General features: G+C 60.0%; 16 protein-coding genes. 9 read left to right on the plus strand and 7 right to left on the minus strand.

Annotation, left to right across the window (positions count from 1 at the left end; translation table 11 throughout):
- Nucleotides 1-192: 192 nt before the first annotated feature.
- On the plus strand, nucleotides 193-1,413 hold the full coding sequence (locus NW826_RS04860) for an S-layer homology domain-containing protein (RefSeq protein ID WP_414509579.1): 1,221 nt from the start codon (nucleotides 193-195) through the stop codon (nucleotides 1,411-1,413).
- A gap of 128 nt (nucleotides 1,414-1,541) precedes the next feature.
- On the opposite strand, the gene NW826_RS04865 is transcribed toward NW826_RS04860, so the two are convergent.
- Nucleotides 1,542-2,177 carry an exopolysaccharide biosynthesis protein gene (locus NW826_RS04865; RefSeq protein ID WP_414338292.1) on the minus strand — a complete coding sequence of 212 codons (636 nt, stop codon included), beginning with the start codon at nucleotides 2,175-2,177 and terminating at the stop codon, nucleotides 1,542-1,544.
- A gap of 98 nt (nucleotides 2,178-2,275) precedes the next feature.
- Here NW826_RS04865 and NW826_RS04870 point away from each other — a divergent pair, with 98 nt between their 5' ends.
- From NW826_RS04870 to NW826_RS04880, 3 genes are all read left to right on the plus strand, one after another.
- Nucleotides 2,276-2,701 carry a hypothetical protein gene (locus tag NW826_RS04870; protein WP_414366887.1) on the plus strand — a complete coding sequence of 142 codons (426 nt, stop codon included), beginning with the start codon at nucleotides 2,276-2,278 and terminating at the stop codon, nucleotides 2,699-2,701.
- Nucleotides 2,702-3,016: 315 nt separating this feature from the next.
- Nucleotides 3,017-3,619, plus strand: a complete 603-nt coding sequence (locus tag NW826_RS04875) for a DnaJ domain-containing protein (protein ID WP_414333913.1) — start codon at nucleotides 3,017-3,019, stop codon at nucleotides 3,617-3,619.
- Nucleotides 3,610-4,623 (plus strand): hypothetical protein, encoded by a 1,014-nt coding sequence (locus NW826_RS04880; RefSeq protein ID WP_414509580.1) that lies wholly within the window; start codon nucleotides 3,610-3,612, stop codon nucleotides 4,621-4,623. The genes NW826_RS04875 and NW826_RS04880 overlap by 10 nt, the downstream gene beginning before the upstream one ends.
- Nucleotides 4,624-4,789: 166 nt before the next feature.
- Here NW826_RS04880 and NW826_RS04885 read toward each other — a convergent pair whose 3' ends face one another.
- The 4 genes from NW826_RS04885 to NW826_RS04900 all read right to left on the minus strand — a co-directional run bounded on the left by NW826_RS04885 (nucleotide 4,790) and on the right by NW826_RS04900 (nucleotide 10,089).
- Nucleotides 4,790-5,782, minus strand: a complete 993-nt coding sequence (locus NW826_RS04885; protein WP_414333909.1) for a tyrosine-type recombinase/integrase — start codon at nucleotides 5,780-5,782, stop codon at nucleotides 4,790-4,792.
- Nucleotides 5,783-5,875: 93 nt separating this feature from the next.
- Nucleotides 5,876-7,231, minus strand: a complete 1,356-nt coding sequence (accC, locus tag NW826_RS04890) for an acetyl-CoA carboxylase biotin carboxylase subunit (RefSeq protein ID WP_414333908.1) — start codon at nucleotides 7,229-7,231, stop codon at nucleotides 5,876-5,878.
- A 144-nt stretch (nucleotides 7,232-7,375) separates the two neighbouring features.
- The gene (locus NW826_RS04895) at nucleotides 7,376-8,485 is read right to left on the minus strand and encodes a hypothetical protein (RefSeq protein ID WP_414509581.1); all 1,110 of its coding nucleotides are present in this window, start codon (nucleotides 8,483-8,485) and stop codon (nucleotides 7,376-7,378) included.
- Nucleotides 8,482-10,089, minus strand: coding sequence for a hypothetical protein (locus NW826_RS04900; protein ID WP_414509582.1), 1,608 nt, complete (start codon nucleotides 10,087-10,089; stop codon nucleotides 8,482-8,484). The genes NW826_RS04895 and NW826_RS04900 overlap by 4 nt, the downstream gene beginning before the upstream one ends.
- A gap of 263 nt (nucleotides 10,090-10,352) precedes the next feature.
- Here NW826_RS04900 and NW826_RS04905 point away from each other — a divergent pair, with 263 nt between their 5' ends.
- From NW826_RS04905 to NW826_RS04915, 3 genes are all read left to right on the plus strand, one after another.
- The gene (locus NW826_RS04905) at nucleotides 10,353-10,733 is read left to right on the plus strand and encodes a cupin domain-containing protein (protein WP_414509635.1); all 381 of its coding nucleotides are present in this window, start codon (nucleotides 10,353-10,355) and stop codon (nucleotides 10,731-10,733) included.
- Between the two features lie 137 nt (nucleotides 10,734-10,870).
- Nucleotides 10,871-12,808, plus strand: a complete 1,938-nt coding sequence (locus NW826_RS04910; RefSeq protein ID WP_414509583.1) for a cellulose biosynthesis cyclic di-GMP-binding regulatory protein BcsB — start codon at nucleotides 10,871-10,873, stop codon at nucleotides 12,806-12,808.
- A 61-nt stretch (nucleotides 12,809-12,869) separates the two neighbouring features.
- Complete coding sequence (locus NW826_RS04915) at nucleotides 12,870-15,164, plus strand: glycosyltransferase family 2 protein (protein WP_414509584.1); 2,295 nt, start codon at nucleotides 12,870-12,872, stop codon at nucleotides 15,162-15,164.
- Between the two features lie 80 nt (nucleotides 15,165-15,244).
- On the opposite strand, the gene NW826_RS04920 is transcribed toward NW826_RS04915, so the two are convergent.
- Both NW826_RS04920 and NW826_RS04925 read right to left on the minus strand, forming a co-directional pair.
- Nucleotides 15,245-15,514, minus strand: coding sequence for a hypothetical protein (locus NW826_RS04920; protein ID WP_414338274.1), 270 nt, complete (start codon nucleotides 15,512-15,514; stop codon nucleotides 15,245-15,247).
- 313 nt (nucleotides 15,515-15,827) lie between these two features.
- The gene (locus tag NW826_RS04925; RefSeq protein WP_414509585.1) at nucleotides 15,828-17,555 is read right to left on the minus strand and encodes an alkaline phosphatase D family protein; all 1,728 of its coding nucleotides are present in this window, start codon (nucleotides 17,553-17,555) and stop codon (nucleotides 15,828-15,830) included.
- 274 nt (nucleotides 17,556-17,829) lie between these two features.
- On the opposite strand from NW826_RS04925, the gene clpS reads away from it, so the two are divergent.
- Both clpS and NW826_RS04935 read left to right on the plus strand, forming a co-directional pair.
- Nucleotides 17,830-18,111, plus strand: a complete 282-nt coding sequence (clpS, locus tag NW826_RS04930; RefSeq protein ID WP_414333897.1) for an ATP-dependent Clp protease adapter ClpS — start codon at nucleotides 17,830-17,832, stop codon at nucleotides 18,109-18,111.
- Nucleotides 18,112-18,126: 15 nt separating this feature from the next.
- Nucleotides 18,127-18,933: a lysostaphin resistance A-like protein gene (locus NW826_RS04935; protein WP_414509586.1), complete on the plus strand. Its 807-nt coding sequence runs from the start codon at nucleotides 18,127-18,129 to the stop codon at nucleotides 18,931-18,933.
- Nucleotides 18,934-18,966 lie beyond the last annotated feature (33 nt).

The raw sequence follows: 18,966 nt of genomic DNA on the forward strand, positions 1-18,966 counted from the left end.
CTTGACGCGAAATAGATTCGGGAGTTTCCTTATCGATCTTCTATGGTTGCGTTTTCTTGCAAATCTTAGGTTGGAAACGCTCAAACTGCTATACAGAGAGGGTTTCAGCCATTGTCACCACTGAGGAAATAGCCAGAATAAGAGTAGCTATTGACCCAGCAATGGGCGCTACGACAACTTGGTGAATGCACGATGTTTCCCTCTCTGTTGACCCCACGCACAGCCGGCCTACTCCTATCCGGGGCGGTATTGGGCATTCATTGCCAGGCGGCTATGGCCGCCCCTTTTCGCGACACTTTTGGTCACTGGGCCCAAACCTACATTGAGGCTCTCTCCGCTCAAGGGGTGTTGAACGGCTTCCCGGATGGCACCTTCCGTCCCAACGAGCCGGTGACCCGTGCTCAGTTTGCCACCCTCGTCACCACTGCCTTTCGCCTCCGCAACACCTCTGGTGCCTTCATCGGCTTTCGGGATGTGCCCTCCAACCACTGGGCGGCCAGCGCCATCTCCACGGCGGCAGCCAACAACTTGGTGGCCGGCTTCCCGGACGGCACCTTCCGACCCGAACAGCCCGTTACCCGCACCGAGGCGCTGGTGATCCTGACCAACGCCCTTGGCAACACAAGTGCCATCCCCGCGGCCCAGCCGAGCGAGCTGTTCAGCCGCTACCGTGACGCGGCAGCCATTCCCAACTGGGCCCTGGCGCCAATTGCAGCCGCCAACCGCGCCGGCCTGATCGTGAATTACCCAGATCCCATGCTCTTGGAGCCCAACCGTCCTGCCACCCGTGCTGAGGTGGCTGCTTTTAGCCACCAGGCCCTGCTCAGTCGGGGATCCCTGGTGGCCCAGAACCCAGGCAATTGGCTCTCCACCCCTCAGCCCGGCTTTGACCTGCGCCTTTCCACGCTGGCGGCGGGCACTCTGATACAGACCACCACCCCCTTCAACGAGCGCCTCTTCATCGCCCCCAACGAAACTCGCCCTATGTCCTTGATCGTTTGCAACCCAATTCGCAACGGCCAGGGGGACATCCTGGTGCCTTTTGGCTCACGGGTGGATGGCCGCTTTGAGCCGGTGCCGGGCGGCACGGGCTTTGTGGCGGAAAGCATCATCGTCAACAACCAACTGTTCCCCTTGGCCGCTCAATCGGATGTAATCCGCGATGTCAAGGATCCCCGCTACACCACCACAGGCAAGATCATCCAAGATGCGGCCATCGGTGCGGCAGCAGGCGCCGTTCTCGGCTTGGTAACCGGCGATAATGCCATTGCCACAGAAGAAGTGCTGGGGGCAGGGGTGGCCGGAGCGGTGATCGGCAACGTGACAGCGCCGCAGGTGGTTGTGTTGGATCCCAACCAGGTGATCGAGCTGCGCCTCACCCAGGATCTGGCGCTAGTTCCTCAATCCCGCTAGCGGCGCGGGGGTGTCTGTTGCAACGAGACGCAGGCGATACAACTTCTCACTGTCTTTCCATCGGTGAAGCTGGGCGTTGTCTCGATCCCCAACTCCCCTCTCCCTCCGGGAGAGGGGCTGCTAGGGCGCTATCTTCTCAGCCAATCCAACAGAGTCGTTCCCCCCAGCCACAGGCCCACCAAAATGGAAGTGGTCAGTAGCCCCCCTGCCACACAGATCAGGGATCCCAGGCTGCAGAGGAGCCCATCTTCTTCCAGGAGACCGAAGGCGGTGACGAAGATCCCCATCGCCGGCAGGGTGTTGGTGCCGGGCACGGGAATGATCATGGAAATGCCCATCAAACCAATCCAAGTGCCCAGCCAGACCTGGCCCAGGCGGCTGGTGCAGACTCGTTGCCAACGGGGGCAGGCAACTTTTTCAATGCGCTGCAACCATGGGATCCCGGCCTGCACCCACTTTTGCAATTGCTTCCGTTCAATGGATGTCTGCAGCACCCATGGCGGCAACCAGGGAGTGGTTCGCCCTGCCAGCATTTGCAGGGCCAGCAGTAGGATGACCACGCCAAAGGGAGTGGAATAGCCAGGGGCCGGCAGAGGCAAAGCCGAGGGAAAAGACAGCACTGCCAAAAACAAGCCAAAGCTGCGCTCGCCCGCCAGTTTGAGAATCTCTTCAATGCAGATCGCCACGGGTGGGGATCCCTCAGGCTGCTCTGGGTTGGCGGGAAGGCAGGCAAATCGGGCTAGCTCTTGGGATAGACGAGCCATAGGGGGGTCTGCAAACGGTTTGGGAGCCAACGATAGCCTACTGCAAATCCAAGGTTTGTTGGATATCTTGAGCGAAGGGGTGGTTTTGGAGAGGTAAGATGAGTGGCGAAGCGCTGGGCAAGAGGTTGGGCAGCGGTGGCCTTGGAGAAGGTCTAAAGAAGCGCGCCCCGCTCAGCAAAGAAATGGGTAGGTTGGGGGGATCCCTGCTGCTGGGATCCCTGTTGGTGGCAGGGCACGGTGTGGCCCTGGCCGAAGCGCAGTTGGAGGTGGGTACCTCCACCACCTTGCCCCCCCAGTCGGCTCCGCCGGTGTTGCCACCCCCACCGGTGGGAGTGCGACAAATTAGAGAGGATACCGATCCTGAGCAAACCGCCGATATGCCCCTTTCCTTGATGGCCGAGCAGGTGCTGGAGGCGGTGTGCGAAGCGCAAATCGATGCCCAACGGGCCCTGGCCCTCATGCCCGATCTGAGCGAATCCCACATCCGCGCCGCCTGTCCCAAGCGGCTGATCCCCAAAAGCTGAAGGAAAACAAAGGCGGCCCCAGACCTTGGGTTGAAAAGTATCCGAAAAATACGCTTGCTCTAGGGGGAGGGTGCTCTAACGACCGAATGTGGGCGCGATTTGCCTAGGGGATCGCCCGTGCGGATCCGCTCCCCACACCAAGCTATCCAACTAGGCATCGCCATGGTGCATCCTATGTGGTGCAGGGCTTTACGGCTACCGACAACATTGTTACGCTAATTTGAGATTCTCTGCTTCATCGGGCAGATAAGTTCATAGGTAGCCTATGAGTTTTGTGCAGATTTGCACTTGGCATTGCTGACTTGAGGAGAAACCGTGCCCAGAAAAGCCACCAGCACAAAACCGAAAGCAACCAGGACAACCTCAAAAGAAGGAGCTGGGCCCGACCCGCAGGTGGCGATTGCCGCAGAAATCCAGCGTCTTTCGGATACTTATGGCATTTCTAAGGAACTCCTAGAGAATTTTGCCCGGTTTGTAGTCAGGCAGCTACAGCCACCGCCCCGGCTGTCTGTCAAAGAGCTGCAGAAAGCCATTTACAACCACTTTGGCGTTAAAAACGCAGCCGAGCTGAGAAAATCAGCCAGCTTCAGACTGGCAACCAGTGGTATGGGCAAACTGAACTTATCCAAAATAGACGATTTGGAGCGCATTTATCGTCAGCACATCGGGATCCTTCCCAACGAAGAGGGGGAAGAGGGGTATGGCTGCATCAATGGGATCAACATCTTCAAGTACGACTTGCCTTGGCGGGTTTTTGGGCTTGACCCTGACCGAGCTACCGATGAAGACATCAAAGCTGCTTTCTACCGCCTGAGCAAGATTTACCATCCCGATTCTCCGACGGGAGATGACAAAATTTTCCAGCGATTGACTCTTTTCTACAAAAGCCTTACGGAGAAGTTCGAGCAATGGCTATAGTCTATGTTTCCTCAAACAAGCTCGCCGATTTCTTGGGTATCAGCCTTGAGGAACTCAGGCAGATTGAAGCTCACTTTGACAGGATCCCCGATGATGAGTGGGAACTGGTGGAAGGTAAAGACTATCGTGTTATCAACAAAAGTTCTGGGCTAAGGGAATACACGCAGTCCGGCGCTTATGCCATTTTATCCTTTTTAAGATCTCGAACAGAGCAAGATCCCAAATCCTCTACAGGTACAAGCATTAGGAATTGGTTCAAGGAAGAGCATCGCAAGAAGCAGAAAGCTCTCGTGGATCACAGGATCCTTCAGAACAGCTCCTCTCTGGTCAAAAGACAAGATCAGTTTTGGTTATCTCTTCGAGATGTTGTGATGATCTTTGGAACTCGAACTGACTATCTTAAGAAGGCGCTTGAGCTTGCATCGAAGCAAAGTAAGTTAATCAAAGACATTCATTACACACGTTTTGGTAATGATGACACTGTTTACCTCTCTTTACGAGGTATCTATGAGCTTGCCAAGATTATGGGAGAGGTTCTCAAGCAAAACCACAGAAAAGACTGGTGTCAAGATGTTAGCGAACGCATTGAACCTCAGATTCAGGTAATCGTCAAGGCAATCCAGGATCGACAAAATCAGATAGAAAAGGCAAAAGATCTTGCAAGAAAAAGGGATAGAAATCTTTGTAGAGTTACTCGAAAAGCAGCCAGTAGCCTAACGGTTCATCATCTCTACTCTGAAGCGCACTATCCAAAGCTTGCAGCGAGTCTCTCCAACCTGATTACCATAGCCAACGAAGTGCACAGCCACTTTCATCAGTGGATGGGAGGTTTCAGCGAGCCATGTACAATTGATGACTTCATTAAGTATGTTCTGGAATACTACCCTGAGAACGGACATCTGATCATCTGGTTGGAGCAGCAGAAGGCCAGCCTTGGCCCGCAGTTGCCCATAGGAAAGGAGAGAGAACATGTGCTCTACCTTCCTCTCCAGCGTGTAACTTGAAATAACCCATCTCGATTGTTTTCAGGTCATTCCAAGCACCTTAGTCAGGTGTACCTGATTGATTTCTTTTCCGGGGTTGCCCTCTGGATGTCCGGTTTCCCTTCCTGTTAGCAATCTGAGCCTCTCCCTACTACAACAATAGAGACCATGGCACAACAAGGGATCCCTAAATCAAGCCCTGATCCAAGATCGCGCGGGAACGGGCAATAGCTGCTCTCAAGTTGGCCCGCTGGGTGTAGCGCATCGTCATGGCAGCAGTCGTGTGGCCCAGCAAGTGCTGGATATGCTCAGGGGCAACGCCGCGATCCAGCAGCAGGGTGGCAAAGCTGTGGCGAAACTGGTGGGGGGTTTGGTGGCCCGGCTCAGGCTCGGTGAGCTTAAGCACAATATGACGTAGGCCATCGTAGGTGAGGGGACGACCCCGGTAGGCCGGGCAACGGGATTGGGAGACAAACAAGGGATCCGTCGGCGCGCACGGGCCCCGTTCTTGGCTCAGATATTGTTGCAGCAGCTCGGAGAGGGGATCCCCGACCGCCACAGCGCGAGGTTTACTTCCCTTGCCACAGCGCACCTCCAACAGGGATCCCTCAGGGCTGATCTGAAAATCCTGTACTGTCAAGTCCAACAGCTCCTGCGCCCGTAGGCCGCACTCCAACAGCAGGCGGATCAAGGCTGCGTAGCGCAGAGAATGGCTTTGGGCCCGTTGCAGAACCCGCTGCAACAACAGCCGATCCAGGTCGCGAGGCAGACGAGCGGGCAGGCGGGCAGGTCGAATGGCCTGGGTGGGCAAGGGATCCGGAAAGTAGCCTCGCTGGCTGGCCCATTCAAAAAATTGTTGCAGCGCCAGCCGCTTCAGGTTGTAGGTAGCGGGAGAGGCAGGCGGATGGATCCACTGGCCCGAACGGTTGCGCAACGGACGCCCCCTCAAGCTGTTTAAAAAAGACTGAACGTGGGACGGCTGCACCTGTCCCAGCGGCACCGGGCAAGTTTTGGCAAACTGCTCCAGAGCAATGCGGTAGGTGCGGCGGCTGGCTGGGGCCAGATCCCGCTCCCGCTCCTGCAAAAATTGCAGCACCAACTGGCTGAGGCTGGGCACAGGGCAGCTCGGCTGACGCTGGAGATGGGCCTGTTGAACCGAGTCGGGCCGGGGATCCCTCATCTGCAAGACCAGCAACCCTCAACTCACGCTTAACTTTAACTTCCGGCAAGCCGCAGTTCAAAGCGGGATCCCAAACGACTTCTGATTGGATTGCTACTGGCTGGGCAGCAGGTGTTGGGTGATGAAATCCGTGTACACCTCGCCCCGCAAAAAAGCCTCGTGGCGCAGGATCTGCTGGTGGAAAGGGATCGTGGTGGGCACGCCGGTGATGGCACATTCCCCCAGCGCCCGCTGCATGCGGCGGATAGCTGCCGCCCGGTTGGGCCCCCAGACGATCAGCTTGCCCAGCAGCGAATCGTAGTAGGGGGGAATGGTGTAGTCGGTGTAAATGTGGGAGTCCATGCGCACCCCCGGCCCCCCAGGGGGCAAATAGGCGCTGATGGTGCCCGCGCAAGGGCGAAACTGCTGCTTGGGATCCTCGGCGTTGATGCGGCACTCGATGGCATGGCCCCGCAGTTCCACATCCTTCTGGCGAAAGGTCAGAGGTTGACCTTGGGCGATGCGAATTTGCTCGGCAATCAAATCCAGCCCCGTCACCATCTCGGTAACCGGATGCTCCACCTGGATGCGGGTGTTCATCTCGATAAAGTAGAACTGGCCGTTTTTATCCAGCAAAAACTCCACCGTGCCCGCCCCCACGTAGTTCACCGCCTTGGCTGCCTTCACCGCTGCTGCTCCCATGCGGGCGCGCAAGCTCGTGGTCAGAGCCGGGCTGGGGGCCTCTTCCAGCAGCTTTTGGTGCCGCCGCTGAATTGAGCAATCCCGCTCGTACAGGTGCACCACATTGCCGTGGCTGTCGGCCAAGATCTGAAACTCCACATGGCGGGGGCGCTCGATAAACTTCTCCAGGTAGATGCCCCCATCGCCAAAGGCCGCCTGGGCTTCCCCCTGGGCGGTGCGCATCATCTTCAGCAATTCTTGGGCATCTCTGGCCACCCGCATGCCCCGCCCCCCGCCGCCGGCAGTGGCTTTGATGATCACGGGGTAACCGATTTTCTCCGCCAGCTTCACCGCCTCTTCATCAGAGGTGATCAAGCCGCGGCTGCCGGGCACGGTCGGCACGCCCACCGCTTGCATAGTCTCGCGGGCCGTGGCTTTGTCGGCCATTTTGCGCATCGCCTCTGGCGAGGGGCCGATGAAGATCAAGTTGTGGTCGGCACACATCTCGGCAAACTTGGCATTCTCCGCCAAGAACCCGTAGCCCGGGTGAATGGCATTGGCACCGCGGGTAAGGGCTGCCGAGATGATGTTGGGAATGTTGAGGTAGCTTTTGGCCACCGGGGCATCCCCTACACAGACGGCCTCGTCCGCCAGTTGGACATGCAGCGAGTTCTGATCCGCAGTGGAGTAGACGGCCACGGTGCGGATCCCCATTTCCTGACAGGTGCGGATGATGCGCAGGGCAATCTCGCCTCGGTTGGCGATCAGGATCTTGGTGATGGGCGGCATGAGGGGCGTTTGAGGTTAGAAAAATCTCGGCCGCTAAAGACCAGCGGTCCGTGCAAGGTAGGGTACGCAGGTGCTGATCCTACTATGGCAAGCAGACGGAAGGATCCAGATGGGGAGCCCACATCTGGTCAATTCAGCCAACGCCTACACCCTCTGGGCAATAGCCGGCAAACCTACGCGGGCCCGGAATTGCCGGGCTGCCGTCAGCGCCCCATAGGGATCCCCCTTGTAGAGGCCGTAGTGCATCAGGGACAGGCGCCGCAATCCCAGTTGCGACACCTCCTGCAGCCACTCTGGCCGGCTCATGATCGCGAAATCCCCCTGGACGGTGTCGGCCCGGCCACCGTTGGGGTGCTTGTCCTTAATCGAGGGCTCGTAGTGGGCCAGCATCAGGTTGCGGTGGATGGGGGCAAAGAGGCGGCAGCAGAGGCGGATCTGCTCGGGGTTACCCGGATCCGGGCCGTTGAGCTCCGGGTTAAACTCCCCCGGTCGCCGCTGGCGCATCGACTGGAAGGCGATCCCGTCCATTTGGCTCATCGTCTCGGCAAAAGGCTCCACCATGCTGCGCCCTGCCCCGCGGCGGCGATCGTCAAAGGTGGCAATCCAGCCGCCCCAGCAGAGGGCCACTTCGGCCTCGGGCAGCCGCTCCTTGATGGCCTGGCGGGCTCTTAAGATGTTGCGCATCAGGGCGCGGTAGTAGGGGGCAGTGTCGGCGTTGTAGGCGTCGGCGGGGATGCGCCAGTAGGAAAACTCGGTGGCCAGGCTCCAGTAGGTGGGGCGGCCTTGGGGGTTGGCTTGAGCAATATACCCGGCCAGCTCGGCTACGTCCTGGATAAACTGCGGCGAGAGGTGGTAGTCGCCGCAGGGGCGGGTGGTGTCGTCTTCCCAGGTGATGATGTGCAGGCTGTAGCCCCGCTCAAACCACTGCCGCAAAAGCCCCGCCTGGTGCCAGTTACGCCAGAAGGAGAGATCCCCCTGGCGGTGGTCAAAGCTGTTGAGCCAGCCACTCAAGAAATGGGGATCCCAGCCCCGCGCCACCGCCGCCACCTGCGGATCCGACTCGATTTCCCAGAGGAAGCGACCGGGATCCTCGCCAGTGCCCACTTCCCAGCGGGCCAAGAGCTCTGACAAGTTCAGGTTTCCAGTGGTAACGTTCTCGAAGCCCTGACCACAGCCGGCAACTCCAGAGGCAGCCAGCAGCGCTCCGCCCATCTGCAGCACCTGTCGCCGCGGCCATTGCCGTTTCCAGATCATCTCGTTTCCTCCTCAAGCTCTGCCTGGCGGGCCCACAGCCGCACCTGCGGGGAGCTGTAGACCTCCCTAAAGCCCGGCAGCCCCTCAAAGGTAAGCTCAGGCCAAAATTGCAGGATGCGATCGGCGCTCCGCAAGGGATCCGCCGGCCCCGCCACCAGCAAGTAGTCCACCCGCTCCTGGGGGTGTTGCAGGGCCAAGGCAAACTCGTACTGGTGGGGGGTAAGGAACAAGCGGGGATCCCCCGCCCAAAAGATAGCCTCAAAGTGGATGTCGTCGTCCACCAACACCTTCTCGCCAGGCAGCAGGTGGCGGCGGAGATATTCCCCTACTTGGCGCTTTGCCTGCCGCTGCTGGCGCCACGCTTCCAAAGTCTGCCCCCCAGAGGTCACTTCGTAGAGGTCTTGGGCCGCTCCCAACTCACGGCTAAGGGGCGCCACCCCTGCCACCAGCCGCTCCCAGAGATCCCGCTCCTCAACTACCAGGGGCGCCAAAAATCGTGGCTCTTGGCTTAGCCCATAGCCAGCGGTAAGGCAGTTCAGCCCCAAGAGAGCAGTAATCAGCAGCCGCTTGGCCCAGCCGGGGCCGGCTCCGCGGACTAAGTAGGCCCCCATCAGCAACGGCAGCGGCACCCAGACGAGACCAAAGCGGCTCAGCTCCGGCAAAAACAGCCCCTGGCCCAGGGAAGCCAGCAGAACCACCAGCGGCATCCCCCAGATCAAGGCCCCGACCCAGCGGCCTAGCAGGGATCCCATCCCCAACAGGAGATAGGCAGGGGCCAGCACCGCCAGCCACTTGCCCAGCTCCACCAGCCCTTGCCAGCCGCCGGCCTGCTGCAGGTCTTCCCGCAACTGCGGCAGGCGCAGGCCGCTGCCCACCTGGTAGGTAAAAGCCCAGGGATCCCCCACCGCCAACCAGTTGACATACAGCCAGCTCAGGATCAGGGCCAGGCTGATAAACCCCACCACCAGCAGCGAGGCCCAGCGGAACCCCCAAGATTCCCGGCGAAAAGCCACCAGCAGCAGTCCTGCCAGCCAGGGCAACAGCCAGCCGCTCTCCCAGCGCAGCACCATCAGCGGCCCCAAGGCCAGCCCAATGAGCAGCAGCCGCAGGGTAACGGGCAGCTCGTCCTTCTCCGCTGCCCGTTTCCCATCCGCCAGAGGGAACAACAAGGCCATGTTCACCCCCACTAAAAGCGAGGTGGCCGTCCAAACGGGGCTGCGCAGCAGCATCAGGAGCAAAGCCGGCTGCAGCAGCAGCAACAGACCCCACAGCCAGCGCCACCCCAGGCCGACAGGCAAACGGCGCAACTGCTGCCCCATCCAGTCCAACACCAGGGATCCCAAAATGGCCTGCAACACCAGCGGCGAGCGCCCCAAAATTGCCGTGGCCAGCACCAGCGAAGGGGGAAAAGTGGTGCCGACAATGGGCAGGCGCGGATCCGGCCCCAGGACGGCTACGGATCCCTTGTAGCTAAGGAACTGCATCTCCAGGCTCACCCAGCCCCAGCCTTCCTTTAGCCCCCACAAGAGGCCAGCTAGGACCAGCAGGGGGATCCCTACCGGCGCCGCGAGCCGCAAGATGGCTTTAAGCCGGTTTACGAACATCCATGCCCCATGAACGAGTTTCGCCAAACTTGACGGCCTAGGGCATTGGAACACCCTAGTTAATCCTAAAAGCAAGTTTTGCAAAAACTATTAGGAATGCAAGGGAGAGTTAGTATTCCCCTTCTCGAGACTTTTTTTCTACGAGTTTTGGCGTATTGGGTTCAGCAAGATGGTCGATGAAAAGTTACCGCGCTGCAGGTGAGGATGTGAGAGTCTCTGAAGTGGAACAAGGTGTGACCTCAATGCTACAGTCTGTGCGGGACATGGACAACGCGGCAATTCCGGCACTGGAGCTTTTGCCCTCCCAGGCTCAGACCCGCCCCTGGGGAGCCTTCTGGATCTTGGATGAAGGCCCGATGTATAAAATCAAGCGCATCGAGGTCAAGCCCGGCCATTGCCTTAGCCTGCAGATGCACTACCACCGCAGCGAGCACTGGATCGTGGTTCGGGGCACGGCGCGCGTTACCCGGGGCGAGGAGGTGGTGCTGCTCAACTCCAACGAGTCCACCTACATTCCCCCCTGCACCAAGCACCGTCTGGAAAACCCCGGCACCATCCCCTTGGTGATTATCGAGGTGCAGAACGGGGAATACTTGGGGGAGGACGACATCGTGCGCTTTGAGGACGACTACGCCCGCGCCTAGGAGAGTTCCTGAGGAAGGGGGTTTTCTTGTGGCCAGTTCATCACTCTTGCGCCATATGCTCCTAGAAGTTTGGCGACTGCCCCCGCCGCAAGTGTAGGCTTTTTCTGTCGTCAGAGCAGGTGCTAGGGATCCAGCAGATGGCTAGGGTAAGGCGAGGGTGGGGGCTGTTGGTGGCTGGCTTGCTCTGCTGCGTGCCAACAGAGGCAGTGCGGGCGGAGCCCCTTGCTTTCCAGAGGCTGGGCTATGAGCGTTCGGTGCTGCTGCAGGGATCCAACCCGCGCCTGGATGTCACCGTCCCTGCGCCCATCAACGGCATCGACCCGGAAGCCAGCTTTGTGCAGTTGCGCCTAGAACCTTCGCCGGTGCTCAAACCCACTTCTACCGTGCGGGTGCTGATTAACGACGAGCTGGCGGGGATCTTTCTGGTGCAAGATCTGCGCCAGGAGCCGGTGGTGCGGGTGCCCATCCCTAACCTGCCGCCGGGTGAGCGCTTTATCACGGTGTCGGTGCAGCCGTTTTTGAGCATCAGCGACGACATCTGTGCCGACCTCAACACCGGCAACCTGCTGCTGAGGGTAGGGCGGGACAGTTTTTTTGAGCTGGTGCCCCGCGTGCCCGATGCCACAGTGGCCGGCTTTCTGCGCCTGATGTACCCCCAGCTCACGCTGGTGGTGCCCGCCAACCCTTCTCCTGAGGTGGCGGAAGCAGCGCTGGGCCTGTACAGCCTGCTGGCCCACCTCTTCCCTCAGACCCCTATCCTCTGGAGCAACCGTCCAGGGGAGGGGCCTCAAGTGATTCTGGAGCCGGCCAACTTTACCCCCCACCTGCAGCATCAAGTAACTCCAGAGGGATCGCGGCTGCGGGTGGCCGCCCGCCGCGAGGCCATTCTTGCCCTCTATGAAGAGTGGAAGCGGGCGGGGCTGGTGAGCCGCGGCATCCGGGTGGCGGCGGTGGCGGACTGGAAGCGGGCTCTCAAGGCCAACCGCCTCAGCTTGCGGGAGTTGGGGATCGTGGATCCCCTGCTGCGGGGCTTTGGCAGCCAGTCTTTGGTTTTCAACTTCAACTTGGCCCAGTTGGGGGGGCGCCCGCGGGATCTGGCGGCCCAACTGGATGTGATCATGAACCCGGTGGATGGTCGGGCCGGGGATCGCCTGACGGGCTATGTGTTCTTCAACGGCGTTCTGCTGCGCACCTACAACCTCACCGGTCGCAGCCAGCTCAACGAGACCGTGACCCTGCCCACCCGCCTGCTGCGCCGCTTCAACCAACTGGAGCTGCGCTTTGACTACGGGGCCAGCCCCGGCAATTGCCAGGGATCCCTGACGCCGCTGACGGTTCAGGTGCGCTCGGATAGCTCCGGCTTTCTCTGGAGCGGCTACCAAGCCCCCAGTGGCGAGCTGCAGGAGATCCCGGCGGTGCTGCAGGGATCCGGACGGGTTTGGCTGGGGGATCCCCAACGGCTGCCGGCTGCCGCCTACCTGGTGGGGGCCTTGAGCCGGCTGGCCGCCCAACCGCTCCTGCCCACCCTTCAGTTTCTGCCCCAGGAAAAGACCAAACTGGAGACAGGCGACTTCGCCTGGCAGATCCTTGTCGCTGCCCCGGAGCAGGTGGAGCTCCCTTACAGCCCCATCCGGCTGGGATCCCAGTTCGAGATCCTCAACCCCTTGAACCAGCAGGTGGCCCTGGCCGCCCAACCCCAGGAAAACCTCGGCCTCTTGCAGTACTTTTTGCTCCAAGGCAGGCCTACCCTCTGGCTATCCTGGTGGGGATCTGATCCGGCCTTGGCAGAACGCCTCAGCCGCGGCCTTGCCGATCCACGCACCCGCCTGGCCAACCAACTGCAGGGAAATGTGCTCACCGCCTACGCCGCCGCCCCCGCCCTCACCCAGGTGCAGAGCTGGGATCTCACCCCCCAAGGCTACCGGGTGCGCTACCCAGGCCGCTTCAGTTGGCAGCTTTTGGTGTGGCAGTACCGCTATTGGCTGGTGCTGCTGCTGGCTATTCTACTGGCAGCGGGAGCCTGGAATGTCTATCGCCGCTTGGCTCGCCGCCCCGAGTCCCCCATCCCTTCCTAGGGGGGGCTAGGCATGGGCTTGCGGTTGAGCCAGACTTGAGCCAAACCGCGGGTCTTAGGCCATGCTCCAGTCCCTTAAGTCCTCGCTTTTGCGCGCGGGCTATCTCACCCGCCAGCAACTGGCGGCAGCCGAGGAGTACCGGGAAGAGGTGGGCTGCTCCTTGCCCAGGGCTTTTTGGAGCTTGCGGGTCATGCATCCTGGCAAGTTTGCCGACCTGTGTCGCCAGATTTTGGATCGGCCCAAGCTGCGGGACTGGCTGCTCAAGCAGCCTTTAGATCCAGAGCTGCCTTGGCTAGTGGAACCCAGCGATCTCCTGCCGGTGCGCTTTTTGCCCTGTGGCTGGCTCAACCCGCAAACCGTTGTAGTGGCCACGGAAGAGCCCGGCTTTCCCGGCGTCTGGCAGGCTGTGAAACGCCTTTGCCCGGAGGCCGAAAAGCTGTGGGAGATCCCGGCCACCGAAAAGCAGATCTTGACAGTTATCCTCGAGCGCAAGCTGTCTGCTGAGCTGCTGGGCAGCCGCCTTACCCTGGAGCAGTGGCAGCAGGCTCTGGAGATCCGCCGCCGCACCGGATCCAGCCTGGGGCAGGTGCTGACCCGGCTGAGCTACCTCTCCACCCCCGAGTATCTCAGCATTCTGGCCCATTTGCTGGGCTACCCTTCCGTTTCGGAGCTGATGGGAACAGGGCTGCTCTACCGGGACGAGAGCCTGAGCCGCCAGTTCGATCCGGAGCTGATGATGCACCACCTCTTCTACCCCCTGAGCTGGAGCGACGAGCACACCTTCACCGTGATGGTCAACGACCCCCTGGACTGGGCGGTGGACGAGCTGCTCTACAGTTGGCGGCCAGGGTTGCGGATAGAAAAGGTGCTGGGCACCGAGCAGGATATCACCCAGCTCCTCAGCCAAGATCAGGGATCCCGCTTTAGCCAAGAGGCGGTGTACAAACTGCTGGCCCGTCTGCCGGAGGAATCGGCCTCGCGGGTGTTTACCCCCTCGCAAATTGCCGTCGGCTATGGCCTGCTGCTGCTGCTGCTGTGGAGCTTGGCCAGCGCTCCCTGGACAACTCTGACGATCTCGGTGCTTTTGATTAACCTCTTCTACATAGCCTCGATTTTCTTCAAACTGCTGCTCAGCTTGGTGGGATCCGCCGATCGCTTCCACCAGATTACCGACGAAGAAGTGGCCGCCCTCGATGACCGCAGCTTGCCCATCTACACCATCCTGGTGCCGGTCTACAAAGAGCCGGAGGTGATGCCGATTCTCATCAACTCCCTCTCCAAGCTGGACTACCCCCACGAGCGCTTGGACGTGCTGATCCTGTTGGAAGAAAACGACCAGGCCACCATCGAGGCCGCCCGCGTCGCCAAGCCGCCCCGCTACGTGCGCCTGTTGATCGTGCCGGATAGCAAGCCCAAGACCAAGCCCAAAGCCTGCAACTACGGCCTGGCCTTTGCCCGCGGCGAATACCTCACCATCTACGATGCCGAAGACATCCCCGATCCGGATCAACTGAAAAAAGCCATCATTGCCTTCAAAAAAGGGGATCCCAGCTTGGTCTGCGTCCAGGCAGCCCTCAACTATTTCAACCGCAACGAGAACTTTCTTACCCGCATGTTTACTCTGGAGTATTCCTATTGGTTTGATTACCTGCTGCCGGGCCTGGAAACCTTGAAAATGCCCATTCCCCTGGGGGGCACCAGCAACCACTTCCGCACCGACCGCCTGCGGGAATTGCAGGGATGGGATCCCTTTAACGTCACCGAAGATGCCGATCTAGGCATTCGCGCCAGCCAGCACGGCTACACGGTGGGGGTGATCAACTCCACCACCTACGAAGAGGCCAACTGCGCCCTTAAAAACTGGATCCGGCAGCGCTCCCGCTGGATCAAAGGCTATATGCAGACCTGGCTGGTGCACAACCGCAACCCGCTGCGCTCTTTGCGCAAGCTGGGCCTCAAGAACTGGCTGGCCTACCAATTTTTTATCGGCGGCAGCTTCTTCACCTTCCTCACCAGCCCCATCATGTGGCTGCTGTTTTTCTACTGGCTGCTCACCCGCGCCCATTGGCTGCAAAACATCTTTCCCAGTTGGCTAATTTACTTGGGCTTGTTTAACCTCTTGGTGGGCAATGCCATTGGGATCTACTTGAACTTGGTGGCCGTTTTTCGGCGGGGCTACTACGACTTGGCTTTCTATGCTCTCCTCAACCCCATTTACTGGCAACTGCACTCCATGGCAGCCTACATGGCCCTGTGGCAGCTTTTTACCAAGCCCTTCTACTGGGAAAAAACCATCCATGGCTTGAGCAAATTCACCCACGCCAAAGTGCAGGAAGCCAGCCACAAACCCGCCTAGCCAGCCCCCTTCATCCCTACAGCAGGCGGTACCTCCTTCCCCTCTTCCAAGAGGGAGAGGGGCTAGGGGCGAGGGAAGCGCTAGAAGCCGTAGTCAGAATCGACGACGACAGCACAGCCGCGTGGGTGGCGGCAGCCGGCCATGATTACTTGGATTGCGAAATTGCCCTCATAGGGAGCCTGGACGATGGGGAAATCGTCCAAGAGCGTATCTTCCGCTACCACCCGACCGTTGCGATCGTAAAGCACCAGATCCACGTCGTGGCAGTCGAGGTCGCACTCGGCCCAGATGTTCTCGCCTGGGTAGAAATAACCGTTAACCCAGGTCGATTGCCCGTTCAGTAACCACAAGCTCCTTTGGGCCCACGCTTCACCACCACCCAGGATTGCAGCCGCGCCGATCATGCCCGCTGCCAGCCAACCCCGCAGAGCAACCATCGGATTTTCCTCCTTCCATGAAGTTTTCTTTGCCGCAACAGGGATCCCTGCCCTACCTACACGCTAGCATTAACGTTTTCGCTCCCTGGCTGATTGCGATCACAGCCGGCATCTTCCTTACAAGTTGCAAAAAAGGGTTACAAAAGAGGATCCCAACTTGCGCAGGGATCCCTGAATTTCGATCAGAATGAGAGTGAGAAAACCTGCCCAAAGCCCTTGATTGTTCTCACTGGGGCAGCACCAGTTCTCCGCGGCGCCCCAGGGGATCGGTGAGGACGCTGCCGGTGGGGCCCTTGATCTGAAGGGTGCAGCGGCTGCCGGAGACTTCAATGAGGGTGTAGTTGGGCACCGCCAGCTCCAAAAAGCGCAGGTTGCCTGTCGTTACGCCAGAGATCCCGCTCACTTCTGGATTGGCAGGGTTCACAGGGGCGAGAAAGCCATTCACAATCCGGTAGTAGAGGCGGCTGGCGTTGGGGATCCCCAGTTGGCTGCCCAACTCGTCAATGCTCAAGGCGGTCACGCTGCGTCCGGTGGGGCCAGTCCACACCTCCCAGATGGGGTTGCTGCTGCCGGGGTTGACCTGGCCGATAAAGCCGGCGTGGTTGTTGCCGGTTAGGAACACCACGTTGCGGATGTTGTTGCGCTCAATAAAGTCGATCACCTCCTGCCGCTCCAGCCAGTAGCCCTCCCAGACGTCGTTGGAGCGGAAATAGGTCACCGTGATGGGAAACTCGCTGACGATGAACTTGTAGGTGGCGGTGGAGCTGCGCAGGCTGTTGAACAACCACTGCTTTTGGGGTTCTCCCAAAAGAATGCGCGGCGTGCGGCGCAGCAGGTTAAACAGCGCCTCTTCCGATCCCGGCGGGCCGAAGAAAAGGGTCTCCTGCTGGGGCGTGAGGCGGATGCCGGCCAGCTCCAAAAAGCGCTGCCGGGTCAAGCCAGGGGGCAAAATGGGCAGGATCGGGGTCACAGCAGCCAAGTCGCGGTACTGGCGCAGGTCGAGGATAAAGACTTCGGCGTTGGCACCGTAGCGGAAGCTGCGAAACACCCGATCCCGGCTATCTACCCCCGGCACATCCGTCAAGTTGGGGGTGATGGGGTTGTACTCAAAAAAGGCCTGGTAGCCCAGCACCCTAAAATCTTCCACGTCGCGGGTTTGCCCGGTGGTGTCGTTGAGCTGGACGGCGCGGCCGCCGCGGGCCTTCTGGCCGCTGTAGTTGTCAATCACCTCGTGGTCATCCCAGTTAACGACAAAGGAAGTGCGACTGAACAACTGCGGGAACTCCGGCCCGGCATACTTGGGATCCCGCTGATCCCGATAGAGGCTGCGGTAAAACTCCAGGTTGCCGATGGGATCCAGCCCCAGCCAGAAGCGATCCGCGTAGACGGTGTCGCCGTTGAAGGAGATGAAATCGATATCGCCGCGGTTAACCTCAGCCAACAGGGCCGCCCCAATGGGGAAAGGAGGCTCATTGGCGCAGCTAATGTGCAAGAAGCGGATGGGCCGCCCATCGCCCGGAGCCGGCAGGGTGCGGAACTGGCCCACAGGGCTGGTAAACCCCTCACTGACAAAGCGGTAGAAATAGCGCTGCGCCGGCCTCAGGCCGGTAACAACGGCGCGGGCAATGTAGTCGCCCGGCTCGGTGCGGTAGTTGCGACCGGCCACGCGGCGGGCAGTCAGCGCAACCTGCTGCAGAATGGGGTTGAACTCGGCATTTTCCGCCATCTGCAGCGTCACAGGCACCGTATCCACGCTGCTGGCCGGCACCACCCGCGTGGAAAGCACCGCCCCCTCAGAGGTGGGATCCCCGGCAAACACCCCCTGGGGAAATCCCGGCTCTCCCAGCGGCGGGATAGAAGAACTGGAGGTGCCCCCACAGGCGGCCAGGGCGGCTGCCCCACCGCCAAACATCAGCAACTGCAGGAAAAAGCGACGGGAACGCAGGGAACTCATACAGCTAACCTCAGCGACGCCGGCAAATGTAAAGGGATCCGCAACAATGGCCAATTGCCCCTAGTCAAGCACTTCTGCGCCCAAACTGAGGTTGTGGGCCGGTGAAAACTGGGTTAGCTTCTGTTTAAGAACGCCAGACCTGAGGCTTGGGTTCTCCGCGGCCTTTTCATAGCCCTTCCTGCGAAGGCTAAAATTCCATTAAGGTTTTTTGCTTTTTGGCTTTGTTTTCGGTTTTGCGTTCTAGAACCTCTTGTTGACCCAAGGAGGGATCGTCGTGGCTACGGAGACTCTGGTTAAGCCTTCTGTAACCCCGAAGCATATGCCCATGTACCGGGTGTTGCTGCACAACGACGATGTCAACACCATGGAGTACGTGGTGCAGGTGCTGGTGAAGGTCATTCCATCGATGATGCCGCCGCAAGCCACCGAGATCATGTTGGAAGCCCACAACAACGGCGTTGCTGTGGTCATCGTGGTGCCGCGGGAGCACGCGGAGTTTTACTGCGAGCAGCTGCGCCAGCACGGCCTCACCAGCTCGATCGAGCCGGAACGCTAGTTAGGAGCGGTTTGGGTGGGCCTGCCGACTGCTGAGCTGATTGGCAAACTCAAGGCCTTTCCCTTGCCGCTGCGGCTGTTGCTGTTTTTGGGGATCCCCCTCTTAGCTTGGCTGCCGTTGGTCGGGCTAGGGGGGGTTTTCTTTGGCCGAGAGTACCTCTGGCTGCCGCTGTATGTCCTCCTGCTCCTTTGGCTGGGGCTGTGGGGATCCGGGTTTGCCGCCTATGGCCTGGACAAGAGTTGGGCCTGCCGAGCTGGGATCCTCTGGGGCCTGGGGATGGGTGTGGGCGGGCTTTTTCTGCTCTTTGGCCTGGAGGGGGCCCTGGGCTGGCTGAGCTGGCAGCCGGTGGAAGGGGGATCCCTGCTGGGCTATGGCTTGCTGGGGCTAGGGGTGGGCCTGGCGGTGGCTCTAGCAGAAGAGCTGTTGTTCCGCGGCTGGCTGCTGCAGGAGATGGCGTTGGACTACGGCTGGACAAGCGCTCTGTGGGGATCCAGCCTTCTCTTTGCTTTGGCCCACTTTTTGAAGCCGCCAGCAGAGATCCTCGCCACCTGGCCCCAGTTTCCGGGGCTGTGGCTGATGGGCCTGCTGCTGGCCCAGGCCAAGGTGTGGAACCAAAACAAGCTAGGACTCAGCCTGGGGCTGCACGCCGGCTGGGTGTGGGGCATCACCTGGGTCAACAACTTGGCTTGGATCGAGTACACCGGCAGGGCGCCAGAGTGGCTCACCGGCATCGGCGGCAACCCCCTAGCCGGGCTGATGGGCCTGCTCTTCCTGGGCGGCACCTTCCTTGTTCTCAAGAGGTTGGCCACCGACAGAAGCTGAACAACGCCGAAGCATCTCCCCTCTCCCTCAGGG

Origin of the sequence: Synechococcus sp. OH20 (genome assembly GCF_047502685.1) — a bacterium.
In the GTDB taxonomy this organism is placed as follows: Bacteria; Cyanobacteriota; Cyanobacteriia; order Thermostichales; family Thermostichaceae; genus Thermostichus.

What these genes read in the sequence shown, in the direction of transcription:
- NW826_RS04860 (WP_414509579.1), top strand. Translation starts at nt 193, where the DNA reads ATGTTTCCCTCTCTGTTGACCCCACGCACAGCCGGCCTACTCCTATCC.
- NW826_RS04865 (WP_414338292.1), bottom strand. Translation starts at nt 2,177, where the DNA reads ATGGCTCGTCTATCCCAAGAGCTAGCCCGATTTGCCTGCCTTCCCGCC.
- NW826_RS04870 (WP_414366887.1), top strand. Translation starts at nt 2,276, where the DNA reads ATGAGTGGCGAAGCGCTGGGCAAGAGGTTGGGCAGCGGTGGCCTTGGA.
- NW826_RS04880 (WP_414509580.1), top strand. Translation starts at nt 3,610, where the DNA reads ATGGCTATAGTCTATGTTTCCTCAAACAAGCTCGCCGATTTCTTGGGT.
- NW826_RS04885 (WP_414333909.1), bottom strand. Translation starts at nt 5,782, where the DNA reads ATGAGGGATCCCCGGCCCGACTCGGTTCAACAGGCCCATCTCCAGCGT.
- accC (WP_414333908.1), bottom strand. Translation starts at nt 7,231, where the DNA reads ATGCCGCCCATCACCAAGATCCTGATCGCCAACCGAGGCGAGATTGCC.
- NW826_RS04895 (WP_414509581.1), bottom strand. Translation starts at nt 8,485, where the DNA reads ATGATCTGGAAACGGCAATGGCCGCGGCGACAGGTGCTGCAGATGGGC.
- NW826_RS04900 (WP_414509582.1), bottom strand. Translation starts at nt 10,089, where the DNA reads ATGTTCGTAAACCGGCTTAAAGCCATCTTGCGGCTCGCGGCGCCGGTA.
- NW826_RS04905 (WP_414509635.1), top strand. Translation starts at nt 10,353, where the DNA reads ATGGACAACGCGGCAATTCCGGCACTGGAGCTTTTGCCCTCCCAGGCT.
- NW826_RS04910 (WP_414509583.1), top strand. Translation starts at nt 10,871, where the DNA reads ATGGCTAGGGTAAGGCGAGGGTGGGGGCTGTTGGTGGCTGGCTTGCTC.
- NW826_RS04915 (WP_414509584.1), top strand. Translation starts at nt 12,870, where the DNA reads ATGCTCCAGTCCCTTAAGTCCTCGCTTTTGCGCGCGGGCTATCTCACC.
- NW826_RS04925 (WP_414509585.1), bottom strand. Translation starts at nt 17,555, where the DNA reads ATGAGTTCCCTGCGTTCCCGTCGCTTTTTCCTGCAGTTGCTGATGTTT.